The 14,570-nt window shown below is 31.5% G+C and carries 13 protein-coding genes; 10 read left to right on the plus strand and 3 right to left on the minus strand.

Features of this window, described 5'->3' with window-relative positions:
• Positions 1-30: 30 nt before the first annotated feature.
• The gene (gene nusB, locus BUB42_RS05310; RefSeq protein ID WP_073018227.1) at positions 31-942 is read left to right on the plus strand and encodes a transcription antitermination factor NusB; all 912 of its coding nucleotides are present in this window, start codon (positions 31-33) and stop codon (positions 940-942) included.
• Positions 943-970: 28 nt separating this feature from the next.
• The gene (yajC, locus tag BUB42_RS05315) at positions 971-1,243 is read left to right on the plus strand and encodes a preprotein translocase subunit YajC (RefSeq protein ID WP_073017942.1); all 273 of its coding nucleotides are present in this window, start codon (positions 971-973) and stop codon (positions 1,241-1,243) included.
• Positions 1,244-1,364: 121 nt separating this feature from the next.
• Here yajC and BUB42_RS05320 read toward each other — a convergent pair whose 3' ends face one another.
• A complete protein-coding gene (locus BUB42_RS05320; RefSeq protein WP_073017944.1) occupies positions 1,365-2,150 on the minus strand; it encodes an NYN domain-containing protein in 786 nt (261 codons plus the stop codon).
• 291 nt (positions 2,151-2,441) lie between these two features.
• Here BUB42_RS05320 and BUB42_RS05325 point away from each other — a divergent pair, with 291 nt between their 5' ends.
• Positions 2,442-3,704: a cysteate-C-fatty acyltransferase gene (locus tag BUB42_RS05325; protein ID WP_073017946.1), complete on the plus strand. Its 1,263-nt coding sequence runs from the start codon at positions 2,442-2,444 to the stop codon at positions 3,702-3,704.
• Positions 3,705-3,848: 144 nt separating this feature from the next.
• Here the strand turns inward: BUB42_RS05325 and BUB42_RS05330 are convergent, their stop codons facing one another.
• Positions 3,849-4,967 (minus strand): GTP cyclohydrolase, encoded by a 1,119-nt coding sequence (locus tag BUB42_RS05330; protein WP_073017948.1) that lies wholly within the window; start codon positions 4,965-4,967, stop codon positions 3,849-3,851.
• Positions 4,968-4,988: 21 nt separating this feature from the next.
• The gene (locus tag BUB42_RS05335; protein ID WP_073017957.1) at positions 4,989-5,924 is read right to left on the minus strand and encodes a transporter; all 936 of its coding nucleotides are present in this window, start codon (positions 5,922-5,924) and stop codon (positions 4,989-4,991) included.
• A gap of 132 nt (positions 5,925-6,056) precedes the next feature.
• Between BUB42_RS05335 and BUB42_RS05340 the strand changes: the two genes are divergently transcribed.
• The 7 genes from BUB42_RS05340 to BUB42_RS05370 all read left to right on the plus strand — a co-directional run bounded on the left by BUB42_RS05340 (position 6,057) and on the right by BUB42_RS05370 (position 14,552).
• Positions 6,057-6,335, plus strand: a complete 279-nt coding sequence (locus tag BUB42_RS05340; RefSeq protein WP_073017959.1) for a DUF4834 family protein — start codon at positions 6,057-6,059, stop codon at positions 6,333-6,335.
• Between the two features lie 46 nt (positions 6,336-6,381).
• On the plus strand, positions 6,382-8,796 hold the full coding sequence (locus tag BUB42_RS05345) for a YfhO family protein (RefSeq protein ID WP_073017960.1): 2,415 nt from the start codon (positions 6,382-6,384) through the stop codon (positions 8,794-8,796).
• A gap of 1,347 nt (positions 8,797-10,143) precedes the next feature.
• Positions 10,144-10,350, plus strand: a complete 207-nt coding sequence (locus BUB42_RS05350) for a hypothetical protein (RefSeq protein ID WP_073017962.1) — start codon at positions 10,144-10,146, stop codon at positions 10,348-10,350.
• 112 nt (positions 10,351-10,462) lie between these two features.
• Positions 10,463-11,755: a glycosyltransferase family 4 protein gene (locus BUB42_RS05355; RefSeq protein ID WP_073017964.1), complete on the plus strand. Its 1,293-nt coding sequence runs from the start codon at positions 10,463-10,465 to the stop codon at positions 11,753-11,755.
• A 26-nt stretch (positions 11,756-11,781) separates the two neighbouring features.
• Positions 11,782-13,245, plus strand: coding sequence for a lipopolysaccharide biosynthesis protein (locus BUB42_RS05360; protein WP_073017966.1), 1,464 nt, complete (start codon positions 11,782-11,784; stop codon positions 13,243-13,245).
• Between the two features lie 185 nt (positions 13,246-13,430).
• The gene (locus BUB42_RS05365) at positions 13,431-13,715 is read left to right on the plus strand and encodes a hypothetical protein (protein WP_073018228.1); all 285 of its coding nucleotides are present in this window, start codon (positions 13,431-13,433) and stop codon (positions 13,713-13,715) included.
• A 51-nt stretch (positions 13,716-13,766) separates the two neighbouring features.
• The gene (locus BUB42_RS05370) at positions 13,767-14,552 is read left to right on the plus strand and encodes a hypothetical protein (protein WP_084118293.1); all 786 of its coding nucleotides are present in this window, start codon (positions 13,767-13,769) and stop codon (positions 14,550-14,552) included.
• Positions 14,553-14,570 lie beyond the last annotated feature (18 nt).

Consider the following 14,570-nt stretch of genomic DNA (forward strand, 5'->3'; position numbering starts at 1 on the left):
GTAAATAGAAGACACATTCGCGTTAAAGTTATGCAGTCCATTTATGCGATGCATCAAAGCGGTTCAGATAACCTAGAGAAAGAAGAAAAATTTCTTTTTTATAGTATCGAAAATATCCAAGATTTATACCTTGTTATGTTATCATCGCTAATTGAAATTTGCAAAACAGAATCGATCTTTTTGCATAAATCAAGTCTAAAGCACCTTGCAACTCCTGAAGAGCGCAAGCCGAATGAGAAATTCATCAAAAATCAAATTTTCCAAATTCTGTCAGACAATAATTCGCTGAGTATTGCGCTGGAAACTCGCAAAATTAATAATTGGTCGCTAAACGATGATTATATTTTACTGCTTTTAAATGATGTGAAAACAAGCAAATTATATGCTGATTACATGACTAATGCAGTCAATACATTTGAAGAAGATCGCCAATTTATTGTTGATTTATTCATGGATGTTATTGTACCAAATGAAAAGTTATACGATTATTTAGAAGATGACAAACTAACATGGGTTGACGATATTCCGCTTGTAAACACTCATATTATCAAACAATTGAAAGCGATTAAAGCAGGTGAAAATGATAATTTTAGAGTTCCTAAATTGTATAAAGACAATGAGGATAGGGATTTTGTGAAAGATTTGTTTCGAAAAACAGTTTTAAACGAAAAAGAGTTAGCAAAGGAATACCTTGATAAAACACCAAATTGGGACGCTGATAGAATTGCCGAAATTGACACAATAATCTTGAAAATGGCCATTTGTGAATTTTTGAAATTTCCGTCAATTCCAGTAAAAGTAACCCTTAACGAATATTTAGAGGTTGCAAAAGAATATTCTACACCGAAAAGTAGTATTTTTATCAACGGAATTTTAGATAATTTGGTTAAAGAATTAAACAGTAATAAAAGAATCATTAAAGCCGGTCGCGGTTTAATGTAATAACTAACAAAAAAAGACAATTAAAATTATGGAACAGTTAACTCAATTTGCACCTTTTATATTAATGTTTGTCGTGATTTATTTTTTCATGATAAGACCACAGCAAAAAAAAGCTAAAAGTGAGAAAGAATTTGAAAGCGCTCTAAAAGTAGGTGATAAAATTATCACTAAAAGTGGACTTCACGGAAAAGTTTCTGAATTAGCAGATACAACTGTTGTGATTGAAACCATGTCAGGAAAACTAAAAATGGAGCGTTCTGCTATCTCAATGGAAATGAGTGCAGCATTAGCTAAAAAATAATTCCTTCTTCAAAATTTAAAAAAAGTCCCAACTGATTTTTCATCTTGGGACTTTTTTTATGATTTTTAGATTATTATTTTACGAGGTCTGCTTAGAGAACTAGAATTTATCAGGTACAATTTTAACTAAAGCGCAACCGCACATAAACATGTTTTATTCCTTTTTTATCTGATTCTCTTTCGTCAATTTCTAATATGTCGGTTAATGATTTTAGCATGGGCGTTAATTTTGTAAAACCATAACTTCTTGGATCAAATTCTGGTTTTCTTTTCACAATTAGATTTCCTACATCGCCCAGAAATGCCCATCCATCATCATCGCAAATATCTTCTATTGTAGTTTCAATAAGTTCTATAGTTTGCATTTCAATCTTATTTGGCGCTTTTTCAACTGGTTTTCCAATTGGTTTTTCCAGTTGCTTTTTTGAATCAGCGATAGGTTTTTTAGCTTTTTTCTTAATAGCGCCGTCTAGAACTTCGATATAAATAAATCGATCACAAGCAACAATAAAAGAATTTGGGGTTTTTTGTTCGCCAATTCCTATTACTTTCATTCCTGATTCTCTCAATCTAATTGCTAATCGAGTAAAATCAGAATCACTAGAAACAATACAAAAACCATCCACTTTGTCTGAGTACAATAAATCCATCGCATCAATAATCATTGCTGAATCTGATGAATTTTTACCTACAGTATAACTATATTGTTGAATAGGAGTGATGGCATGTTCTAATAAAACACTTTTCCAGCCGCTAGCATTTGGCTTTGTCCAGTCAGCATAAATACGTTTTGTTGTTGGTGTTCCATATTTAGCAATTTCCTCCATCATTCCCTTTACATTGCTATAGGGTACATTATCAGCATCGATGAGTACTGCTAATTTTAATTCTTTTGTATTTTGAGACATTATAAATCTTTTGAAAATTGTTAATCAAATATACAAACTTTATTAAGAAATATAGTTTTAAGATAGTGCCATTACGTGTTTGTTCAACCTCTTCTTGCAACACTGTTTTGCGGTAAACAATAACAATTCTTAATGTAGAAAAATTTACTATTAGAAAACCATACCAAAAGAGAAATTTCTTGTAGACCCATGATAACAAACCCTAAAAATAATTTTGCTTTCAAGTCCTTTTTAAACTTTAAATAATTATTTTTGCAACTGCTTAAAATTAATATTATTACTTGATATATTATGGTAAAAGATTTATTTGAAAGGATTCAAAACAATAAGGGACCGTTAGGAAAATGGGCTTCACAAGCTGAGGGTTATTTTGTTTTTCCAAAGTTAGAAGGTGAGTTGGGTCCAAGAATGCAGTTTGGCGGAAAAAATATTTTGAATTGGAGTTTGAATGACTATTTAGGTCTTGCAAATCATCCTGAAGTGCGTAAAGCAGATACTGATGCGGCTGCCGAATTTGGCGCAGCTTACCCAATGGGAGCCCGAATGATGAGTGGTCACACTAAGTATCACGAGCAATTAGAAAATGAATTAGCCGCTTTTGTAATGAAAGAATCAGCTTATTTATTAAATTTTGGTTATCAAGGAATTATGTCAACTATTGACGCTTTGGTTTCAAAAAATGATGTAATTGTTTATGATGTAGATGCACACGCTTGTATTATTGATGGTGTTCGTTTGCACATGGGAAAACGTTTTACGTACCGTCATAACGATCTTGCAAGTATGGAAAAAAACTTGGAGCGTGCTACTAAACTAGCCGAAGTAACTGGAGGAGGAATTCTTTTTATTACAGAAGGAGTTTTTGGAATGCGTGGTCAACAAGGAAAATTGAAAGAGATTGTTGCCATGAAGGAAAAGTTTAACTTTCGTTTATTGGTCGATGACGCGCACGGTTTTGGTACACTTGGTAAAACTGGAGCAGGAGCTGGCGAGGAACAAAACTGTCAAGACGGAATTGATGTTTATTTCTCTACTTTTGCAAAATCGATGGCCAATATTGGTGCTTTCATAGCTGCAGATAAAGACATAATTGATTATTTAAAATACAATTTACGTTCTCAAATGTTTGCTAAAGCGTTGCCGATGATCCAAACTATTGGATCGTTAAAAAGATTACAACTATTGCGTGACCACCCAGAATTGAAAAATAAATTATGGGAAAATGTGAACGCATTACAAACTGGATTGAGAAGTAGAGGTTTTAATATAGGTGATACAAACACTTGTGTAACTCCTGTTTATCTGGAAGGAAGTGTACCTGAGGCAATGGTTATGGTAAATGATCTAAGAGAAAACTATGGTATTTTCTTATCAATTGTAATTTATCCAGTTATTCCAAAAGGAATGATTTTATTGCGTGTTATTCCAACTGCACCTCATACGTTAGATGATATTAATGAGACTTTAGTTGCTTTTGAAGCAATTCGTGAGAAATTAGTTAACGGAACATACAAGGAAATCGCTTCTCGAACTAAAGTTGATTTAGACGCTTAATATCTTTGTTGTAAGTGTAACCTTAGTAGCAATGAAATAGAAAAAGTTTCTTATACAATAAATGAAAAATCCATTAGTGTGAGCTAATGGATTTTTTGCTTGTGTAAGGTTTTAAAAATTGACTTTTTTAAAGCGCATCACTGTTCATAATTCTTTTCTAAAAGTGCATCTTCGTTTATGAATTTCAGGGTGAAAATGCTTCCATAAATTCAGGCTTGCAGCGTTGTCAGTTAGTTCAGGGGTTCTGTAGCAATTAAGAATTCCTTTTTCCTTAAACGTTTCGTAGTATTCTTTAAAAATTACTGCGGTAACGGCTTTGTTTTGATATTCAGGCAAAACCCCAATTAGATAGAAAATTACGTCTTTGCTATTTTTCTTTGCATTTAACATCCTCAGAAATCCAAAAGGAAATAGTTTACCTTTTGAATTTTGTAAGGCTTCTGAAAACGAAGGCATCACGATACTAAAAGCAATTATATTATGATCTTTATCTTCTACAAACTTTATGAATTCAGGATTGATAAAACTGATATATTTTTTTTTAAAATATTCTTTCTGAGTATCCGAAATGGCTACAAATGATGATAAAGAGGCATACGATTTATTGAATAAATCAAACATTTTATCTACATGAGGCATTACTTCCGCTGTAGTTTTAAAGTTTAGCGGACTTAGTTGGTACCTTCTTTTAACTAAATCATTTGCCTTTTCAAAAAACTCCAATTTTACATTTTCAAATGGAAATTTACTTTCGATATATTCTTTTTCTTTTAAATATCCAAGTTTTTCAAAGTGAGTAGCATAATAAGGATGATTGTACCACGTTATCATTGTTCCAATTTCGTCAAAACCCTCTGTCAAAACGCCTACTTTATCAAGATTTGAAAAACCCATTGGTCCTTCTACATATTCTAAATTATTTTTACGCCCAAGTTGATATACTTTTTCTAAAAGTGCTTTTGTGACTTCGATATCGTCAATTACATCAAACCAACCAAAACGTACCTTCTTCTTTCCTTGATCATTTACTTCACTCCAATTGATAATTGCAGTTATCCGACCTACTATTTCATTATTTCTTTTGGCAATATAGAAATAAGATTCTGCCGTTTCAAAAGCTGGGTTTTTTGTTTTATCAAAACCTTCAAGTTCATCCACAATAAGAGGAGGAACCCAATATTTATTATTTTTATACAGTGAAAAAGGAAATTTTACAAATTCTTTTAATTCACCTTTAGTTACTGCTTCGTGTATTGTAATCATGCTATAATTTAAATTCTGTATTTAACCTTTTTTTGTTTTGCGAACTCTTTTGGATGCCTTCTTTTTAGAATCTTCTGGCTTAATATCCATTCTCACTTCTTTATAATTTCCTGTAAATCGCCATGATAGTCCAATTCCTCCATATAAAATAGAAGGAGTATTTTTTAAACTATTACTAATCGATGCATCAATTTGAAGGTTATTATTGAATAAGTATGCAGCACCGCCTCGAACAATTGCATCGCTGTAAAAATCACTTTTATATCCTTGATTTTCAATAAATCCCGACCATTTCTGACCAAAACCTCTTGTAAGTGTGAGCACGTAACCGTAACTTGGGAAGTCAGTAGTTAAATAATTAGCGATTATATTTGTTACAAAAACCCATTTTCCATCGCCTAAATGGTTTTGGGTGATCAACATTATTTTTGGAGATACACTGGCTTCAGGAGAAAAAGAGAATGGATTATCAGCAAGAGTCAGATTTGCTCCTGCAAATACAGAGACAGCAGGAACTAGTTGACGCCAAGTGAATTTTCGATTTGCTTTCCAACTGTATAAGTTTACTTTTTTCTCATAGTTTTTAAACGGATCGTATATTAGATATTTTGCTCCAAAAACAGTTTCTTTTAATCCTGACTGTCGTTCATTTTGAAATCTGCTTGTTTGCTGTTGGTCTTGGTATTGAAAATTGGCTATAATTTCTAATTCCTCTACAAATAATCCCCACCGAAGCATCATGTCTGCTCCTAATCCATTATTGGTATAGTTTAGAATGCTGTGTTTTTCGTGAATTCCATAAACACCTGTTTCAATTTGAAAAACTGATTTACCTACTGAGAATGCCGACATTGTTTCGCCGGGCCGATTGGAGTTAATTTGATCTGTAAATTGTCCGTAATGCAAAAATGGACATAAGATCGTCGCAAATAAGATGAAATATTTTATTTTACACATATAAATTTAAATTTAAATAGAATTTAGGCTTTCCAAATGTACTGTAATTTATCATTTAATTAAGAATGATATTTTATTTTTGTCCTCAAGATTAGCTCAGGATTTATTAATTTTGACAAAAAATACAAATTTATGCAAATAGCCTCTTTTACTGGTTTTCTGAAAGTACTTTTTTATATGATTGCTTTCTACTACATATTTAGATTTTTAGCAAAACTGTTTTTGCCTTTAATTGTAAAAAAAGTAGTCGAAAAGGCAGGTCAGAAGATGCAACATCAGCAACAGCAACAACAGAATAATTGGAAAAAAACGCAAACAACAGATGAAGTAATTTATAACACTACAAACTCCAAAAATCCCAAGGAAACCAAAAAAGTAGGAGATTATGTTGATTACGAAGAAATAGACTAAGTTTGCGCTTTGAATAATCTTTTCCTTTAATCCAAATTTTGTTAAATTGAAAATAATAAATAAGTTCTATCCGCACGCTCTAGCCATTTTAGGTTTTGTATTGATTTCTTTAATTTATTTCTATCCTGTTTTACAAGGAAAACAGATTTTTCAATCAGATATTGTGCAATATACTGGAATGGCTAAAGAGCAAAACGACTTTAGAGCTATAAATAATACGGAACCTTATTGGACAAATTCTGCTTTTGGCGGAATGCCAACGTATCAATTAGGTGCAAAATATCCAAATGATTACATTGGCGCGATTGATGATGCATTACGTTTTTTGCCACGTCCTGCGGATTATTTATTCCTATACTTTTTAGGGTTTTATGGCTTAATGCTGGTTTTAAAAGTAGATCCTTTAAAAGCTTTTTTTGGCGCGCTTGCTTTTGGTTTATCCACCTATTTAATTATTATTCTTGGCGTAGGCCATAATGCCAAAGCGCACGCTATTGCTTATATGCCGCTCGTTGTTGCAGGCTTTATTTTGGTTTTCCAAAAAAAATATATTATTGGAGGTTTGCTCACACTTTTTGCGACAGCATTAGAAATCAGTGCAAACCACTTCCAAATGACCTATTACTTACTGATTTTTTTATTGATACTTTCTGGGTATTTTATTTTTCAGCAAATAAAAGAGAAGGAGTACAAAGCCATGCTATATTCATTTGGAACACTAGCTATAGCTGGAATTTTCGCTATTGGTGCAAATGCTACAAATCTATTAGCTACAGCGGAATACGCCGATTTTAGTACTCGCGGCAAAAGCGAGCTAACTTACAATCCTGATGGTTCTAAAAACACTAGTAGCAGCGCGCTAACTCATGATTATATAACTGAATATAGTTACGGAATTATGGAAAGTTTTAATTTGATTGCACCAAGATTATTTGGAGGTTCAAATAATGAAGCTGTGGGCAAAGACAGTCACATGTATGAATTCATGATTGGCAAAGGAGTTCCGGAATCTCAAGCTACTGATTTTGTCTCTGGAATGCCAACTTATTGGGGCGATCAACCCATTGTTGCAGCTCCAGCTTATATAGGTGCAGTTGTTTTTTTTCTTGCAATTTTGGCTCTATTTATTGATCAACGCAAAATAAAATATGTGTTTTTGTCGGGTGCAGTTGTGGCTTTGATCTTATCTTGGGGAAAGAATTTTCCATTGCTGACTGACTTTTTTATCGATTATATTCCAATGTATAATAAATTCAGAGCGGTTTCCTCGATACAAGTAATTCTGGAACTGTGTTTTCCAGTACTGGCAATTATGGGACTACAATCGTTCTTTAAATTAGACAAAAAACTACAATGGAAAGGGCTTTATGAAACTGTAATTTTAGTTTTAGGAATTTTAGTTATTTTGTTTTTAAGCAAGAGTTTGTTCAGTTTTTCTGGAGGTAGCGACGCTTATTTTCAAGAAAGTTACGGTCCTGAATTTGTGGATGCTTTAAAGCAAGATAGAATGAATTTGTTTAGTAGTGATTTATTGCGTTCTGCGTTTTTTATATTGGTAACGGCCGCAGTTTTATGGCTTGCTATAAAGGAGCGATTTGCTCAAAATACAGCAATCATAATTGTTGGGCTTTTGATGATTTCCGATTTATTTTTTGTTGCAAAAAATTATGTCTCTGGAAAAGATTTTGTCAGTGGCAGAGAAGTTGAAATGCCTTTTCAAGAATCTCCGTCAGATACTGAAATTTTAAAAGATACTTCTAATTATAGAGTCTTTGAGGTTTCTGGAAATTTATCAAGTGCTAGAGCTTCTTATTTTCATAAATCTATCGGTGGTTACAGTGCTGTGAAACCAAGAAGAATGCAACAATTATTTGATTACCAAATTGCGAATAACAATATGGAAATCTTAAATATGTTAGATGTAAAGTATATAATTCAAACGGATAAAGAAGGTAATGAGTTTCCAACTTCAAACCCAAATGCTAACGGAAATGCTTGGTTTGTAAGTCAAGTGAAATTGGTTAATTCCTCCGATGAAGAAATGAAGATTTTAAATGGATTAGATTCTAAAAATATAGCAATTATAAATGCTAAAGAATTTAAAATTAGTAAAAAAGCTTTCGCCAAAGACGTTGCAGCGCAAATAACATTAGATTCTTACAAACCAAATCATTTAATTTATTCATCAAATAACGCTGATGCTGGTTTAGCTGTTTTTTCCGAGATGTATTATGGAAAAGGCTGGAATGCTTACATTGACGGGAAAAGTGTGGATCATATTAGAGTAAATTATGTGTTAAGAGGATTAGAAATTCCAGCTGGGAAACATACAATTGAATTCAAATTTGAACCTCAAGTGATAAAAACCGGGAGTACATTTACTATCGTTAGCGGTGTTGGAATTTTGCTTCTTTTGATTGCTGGAATTTATTTTGAAAGAAAGAGAGGAATTAAGATTTAAGATTTTTTTAAACGAATGCTGATTATTAATTTTCTAAATCTGAAATCAAAAATCGTTAATCATCAATCATCAATCATCAATCTCCAGCTGGTAAACATAAAGTAAAATTTATGTTTGAACCTCAAGTGATAAAAACCGGCAGCATGATTACACTAGTAAGCGGTGTTGGAATTTTGCTTCTTTTGATTGCTGGAATTTATTTTGAAAGAAAGAGAGGAATTAAGATTTAAGATTTTGATAAACGAATGCTGATTATTAATTTTATAAATCTGAAATCAAAAATCGTTAATCATCAATCATCAGTCTCCAGCTAGGAAACGTAAAGTAGAATTTATGTTTGAACCTCAAGTGATAAAAACCGGCAGCATGATTACACTAGTAAGTGGTGTTGGAATTTTGCTTCTTTTGATTTGTGGAATTTATTTTGAAAGAAAAAGAGGAATTAAGATTTAAGATTTTTTTAAACGAATGCTGATTATTAATTTTATAAATCTGAAATCAAAAATCGTTAATCATCAATCATCAATCTCCAGCTAGGAAACATAAAGTAGAATTTATGTTTGAACCTCAAGTGATAAAAACCGGCAGCATGATTACAGTAGTAAGTGGTGTTGGAATTTTGCTTCTTTTGATTGGTGGAATTTATTTTGAAAGAAAGAGAGGAATTAAGATTTAAGATTTTGATTAACGAATGCTGATTATTAATTTTATAAATCTGAAATCAAAAATCGTTAATCATCAATCATCAATCTCCAGCTGGGAAACGTAAAGTAGAATTTATGTTTGAACCTCAAGTGATAAAAACCGGCAGCATGATTACACTAGTAAGTGGTGTTGGAATTTTGCTTCTTTTGATTGGTGGAATTTATTTTGAAAGAAAAAGAGGAATTAAGATTTAAGATTTTTTTAAACGAATGCTGATTATTAATTTTCTAAATCTGAAATCAAAAATCGTTAATCATCAATCATCAATCTCCAGCTGGGAAACATAAAGTAGAATTTATGTTTGAACCTCAAGTGATAAAAACCGGCAGCATGATTACACTAGTAAGCGGTGTTGGAATTTTGCTTCTTTTAATTGGTGGAATTTATTTTGAAAGAAAGAGAGGAATTAAGATTTAAGATTTTTTTAAACGAATGCTGATTACTAATTTTCTAAATCTGAAATCAAAAATCGTTAATCATCAATCATCAATCTCCAGCTGGGAAACATAAAGTAGAATTTATGTTTGAACCTCAAGTGATACAAACTGGCAGCGCGATTAACCTAGTAATTAGTGTTGGAATCTTATTTCTATTAATTGGTGGAATTTATTTTGAAAGAAAAAAAAGTTTAAAAATTAAATCATGAAAGAATTATTGAGTTTAAAATCGTTTCAGCAAATAGTACTATTAATATTTTTATTAGGTTTTACTATCGGTATTTTAATTGGTACTTATCTTTTCACTGGAAAATTTAAAATCTATTTTATAATTCCGTCTCTTCCAGCTTTATTTTATATTTCCAGAGAATTGTATAGAAATGTCACTTCATTTATTGTGGATTTAAAATAAATTATAAATCAGTAATTCCTCAACTAATTTGTCATTTGACCAAGAAACAATCTAAATAATAATTACAGAGATTCTTCCTTCGTCAGAATGACAAAATGATAAATAAATTATTTTGTTAAATAAAAAAATCTTAATAGTTACTTACTATTGGCCACCAGCTGGAGGTCCTGGCGTTCAACGCTGGCTAAAGTTTGTTAAATACTTACCTGACTTTGGCGTTCAGCCAATAGTTTATATTCCTGAGAACCCAACTTATCCTATTGTTGATGAAAAACTAGTAAATGAAGTTTCAGATAAAGCAATTATTTTAAAACAAAATATTTTTGAACCTTATCAATTAGCTTCTTTTCTTTCGAAGAATAAAACAAAAAAAATTAGCTCAGGAATTATTCCTAATCAAAAAAAACAATCTTTTTTAGATAAAACATTACTCTGGATTCGGGGTAATCTTTTTATTCCTGACGCACGTGTTTTTTGGGTAAAACCTTCTGTGTCTTTTTTAGAGAAATACATTTTAGAAAATAATATTGATACTATAATTACTTCTGGACCGCCGCATAGTTTGCATCTTATTGGATTAGAACTTAAAGAGAAATTAAATGTAAAATGGTTTGCCGATTTTCGAGATCCGTGGACAACTATCGGCTATCATAAAACATTGCGGTTGTCTAGTTTTGCAGCTAAAAAACACAGGGCCTTAGAACAGCAAGTTTTGAATACTGCCGATACAATTATCGTAACTAGTAAAACAACTAAAACTGAGTTCCAAGCAATTACTAATAAACCTATTGCTGTAATAACAAATGGTTATGATACTGAAAAAGTGGAGCAACAAACCATAGATTCTAAATTTAGTTTAGCGCACATTGGTTCTTTTCTTTCGGAGCGAAATCCATTAATTTTATGGGAAAGTTTGGTTGAATTAATAAATGAAATTCCTGATTTTAAATCGCATTTAGAGATAAAATTAATAGGAGCTGTGAGTCAGGAAGTTTTAGAAACTGTCACAAATTATAAGCTAGATTCTTATCTGAATAATTTAGGTTATGTATCGCATAACGAAGCCATTGCGCACCAGAGGAAATCGCAGGTTTTACTTCTTATCGAAATTGATTCTGAAGATACTAAAAGTATTATTCCAGGAAAACTATTTGAATATATGGTTTCTGGTCGTCCAATTATTGCAATTGGTCCTCAGGATTCTGATTTTGCTGAAATAATTACGAATACAAACACGGGAGTGTTTTTTAAATATTCAGAGAAATTGAAATTAAAAAGTGTAATTTTGGACTTTTACAATCAGTTTTTAGAAGGGAAATTACAATCAAGTGGGGTGGGTTTGCAAAAATATTCCAGAAAAAGTTTGACCAAAGAATTGGCACAATTGCTCAATTCTACTTTCTAAGCTCAATACATAACTTTAAACTTTTCATGGGAATAGTATTAAATCAGTCTTTAAAGAATACAATTATTACATATTTGGGTTTTGGTATTGGCGCCATAAATACACTTTATTTATATCCGGTTCTTCTTGGTGCTACTTTTTATGGATTAACAAATTACATAACCTCTTGCGCAAATGTCATTATGCCGCTTTTTGCAATTGGTATGCAAAATTCATTAGTGAAGTTTTATTCTCAGTATAAAACTATTGATGAAAAATCTCGATTTTTATCTTTTACAGTTTTGTTTCCGCTGGTACTAATAATTCCAATGCTATTAATTTCACTTTATTTTTATGATGAAATTTTATATTTTCTTTCGAAAAAAAATGAAATAGTAAAATATTACGTCTGGTTGATTCCTTTTATAGGTTTATGCATGGCTTATTTCGAAATTTTTTACGCTTGGGCAAGAGTTCACATGCATTCGGTTTTTGGAAATTTCGTAAAAGAAGTGGGACTACGATTATTTTCATTACTGTTATTAATTGCTGTCAATTTTGACTGGCTTACTGTAGAAGGGTTTGTTTACGCGACTGCTGGATTATATTTTTTGGCTTTTTTAGTAACAATGTTTTATGCTTTTGGAATTCAAAAACCTACTTTTCAATTTGCCATGCCTTCAAATTCTAAAGAGATATTAACTTATACCTTTTACATTATCTTATCGGGAAGCGTAGCTAATTTATTGCTTGATGGCGATAAAATAATGTTGAATCAATATATGATTATTGATAATATTGCTTTCTATTCCATTGCCACATTCATAGCATTAGTAATTTCAGTTCCAAGTCGAGCCATGCACCAAATTGTGTATCCCATCACTGCTAAATTAATGCACGAAAATAAGTTTGAAGAGCTAAATGTTTTGTACAAAAAAACTTCTATTAATTTGCAAGTAGTTGGAGGTTACGTAATGTTGGGGATTTTTGTTAATATTAATCAATTGTATGCAATGATTCCAAAAGAATACAGCGGTGGACTTCTAGTTGTGTTTATGATTGGTATTTCTAAATATTTTGACTTGATTTTAGGTAACAACAATGCCATTATTTTTAATACAAAGTATTATAGGGCAGTATTATTCTTGGGTGTTCTTCTTGTTGCTGTAGCCATTGGACTTAATATGTTATTTATCCCTCTTTACGGAATTATGGGATGTGCTTTTGCGACATTATTGTCAATAACTTTGTATAGCGTTGCAAAGTTGTTATTTGTAGTTAAAAGATTGCACTTATATCCGTTTACGGCTCAAACACTCTACTCGATAATAATTACTTTTATACTATTTATATTGTTTTATTTCTGGGAATTTCCTTTTACTCCAGTGCTTTCTATATTTTTAAAAGCACTTTTAATTACCTTAATATACGTTTATATTAATTACAAGTTTGTTATTTCTACTGAAATTAATGAAGCTATTGATTTTGTATTAAATAAAATTAGAAAGTAAATATTTCAATTTTTGCGATATAGGTAACTTTGCCAAGAGGATTTAGTTTACCTGGTAGATGCTTTATGATCAAACGTTAAAATTCAAATATCACTAAAAGTGGGTATTGTCCTTGCTTATGTTTTCCTTTATTTTTGTCAATGCTAATAAAGCTATAATTGATTAAAAGTTCAATAATAATGGAAATGAAAAATGTAAGTACTGATAACTTTAAGAAATTTTCAATAATGCTAGCTAACAAGCTGAAAAGCGGATTTGTAATTGTAGAACAAAATGATAAGTTGCCTTATGCCGTTTTAAAAAAGGAAGGAAATAAAATAGATCATATTTCAAATTTTTTTATTTGCTGTTTGACTTTAGGTGTTTGGTCAGTTGTTTGGATTTATAACACTCAAGTTTTGTCTAAATCAAAAACAATATTGATTTCTATTGACGAGGATGGAAATACATTTGAAGATAAATGTTTTTAAACTACCTTAGCTCTAATAACTTTAATTAATTGTTAACAAAAATCATTTTTTATGAAAAGAAAACTACTATCCCTCGTAGCGATTTTATTTACTATTTCGATTGCTTATTCACAATCTAAATCCTCTGCTTATTCAGCACGTTCTGGCAATCAGATTGACGATATTAAAAAAAATAATGTAAAAATCAGTTTGACCAGTTTGATTTTTAGTAACTTTCAATTACAATATGAAAGAAGTCTTACGAAACGGATTGGTGTTGTAGTAGGATATAGCTTTATACCTAAAGGAGGTGTACCGTTTCAATCTCAAATAAATGATTTAACTTCTGATAGCGAGGACACTCAAGGTATTTTTGAAAATGCGGAGCTAGGTTACAGAGCATTTACTCCTGAAATTCGTTTCTATTTAGGGGAAGGATATGGGAAAGGTTTTTACATCGCGCCTTTTTATAGAAATTTGCGATATGATATTTCAAAAGTTAATTTTGAATTTTCCAGCGATTTCGTACCGGGTGAAGAAAATCTTGAAATGGGAGGTGAGCTCACAGCTAATACCTTTGGACTACAGTTTGGAGCTCAATTTAATTTAGGAAAACACATTATTTTAGACTGGTGGATTGTAGGGCCTCATTATGGTAATTCTAAAGGAGATTTTGTAGGCAGGACCGCTAGAAATTTAACCCCATTTGAACAAAGGGAGTTACAAAGTGAATTAGATGAGATTGAACTTCCTTTTGGAGATATTGAAGCCAAAGCCAATCAAAATGGTGCTACTATAAAAATAAGCGGACCATGGGGAGGAATTAGAAGTGGAATCAGTTTGGGATATAGATTCTAACCCAACATAAAAGATAAA

Source organism: Flavobacterium micromati (genome assembly GCF_900129585.1).
Lineage (GTDB): Bacteria > Bacteroidota > Bacteroidia > Flavobacteriales > Flavobacteriaceae > Flavobacterium > Flavobacterium micromati.

Excerpts from the sequence above, each read along its gene's own strand:
- nusB (WP_073018227.1), top strand. The coding sequence starts at position 31 with ATGCAGTCCATTTATGCGATGCATCAAAGCGGTTCAGATAACCTAGAG.
- yajC (WP_073017942.1), top strand. The coding sequence starts at position 971 with ATGGAACAGTTAACTCAATTTGCACCTTTTATATTAATGTTTGTCGTG.
- BUB42_RS05320 (WP_073017944.1), bottom strand. The coding sequence starts at position 2,150 with ATGTCTCAAAATACAAAAGAATTAAAATTAGCAGTACTCATCGATGCT.
- BUB42_RS05325 (WP_073017946.1), top strand. The coding sequence starts at position 2,442 with ATGGTAAAAGATTTATTTGAAAGGATTCAAAACAATAAGGGACCGTTA.
- BUB42_RS05330 (WP_073017948.1), bottom strand. The coding sequence starts at position 4,967 with ATGATTACAATACACGAAGCAGTAACTAAAGGTGAATTAAAAGAATTT.
- BUB42_RS05335 (WP_073017957.1), bottom strand. The coding sequence starts at position 5,924 with ATGTGTAAAATAAAATATTTCATCTTATTTGCGACGATCTTATGTCCA.
- BUB42_RS05340 (WP_073017959.1), top strand. The coding sequence starts at position 6,057 with ATGCAAATAGCCTCTTTTACTGGTTTTCTGAAAGTACTTTTTTATATG.
- BUB42_RS05350 (WP_073017962.1), top strand. The coding sequence starts at position 10,144 with ATGAAAGAATTATTGAGTTTAAAATCGTTTCAGCAAATAGTACTATTA.
- BUB42_RS05360 (WP_073017966.1), top strand. The coding sequence starts at position 11,782 with ATGGGAATAGTATTAAATCAGTCTTTAAAGAATACAATTATTACATAT.
- BUB42_RS05365 (WP_073018228.1), top strand. The coding sequence starts at position 13,431 with ATGAAAAATGTAAGTACTGATAACTTTAAGAAATTTTCAATAATGCTA.
- BUB42_RS05370 (WP_084118293.1), top strand. The coding sequence starts at position 13,767 with ATGAAAAGAAAACTACTATCCCTCGTAGCGATTTTATTTACTATTTCG.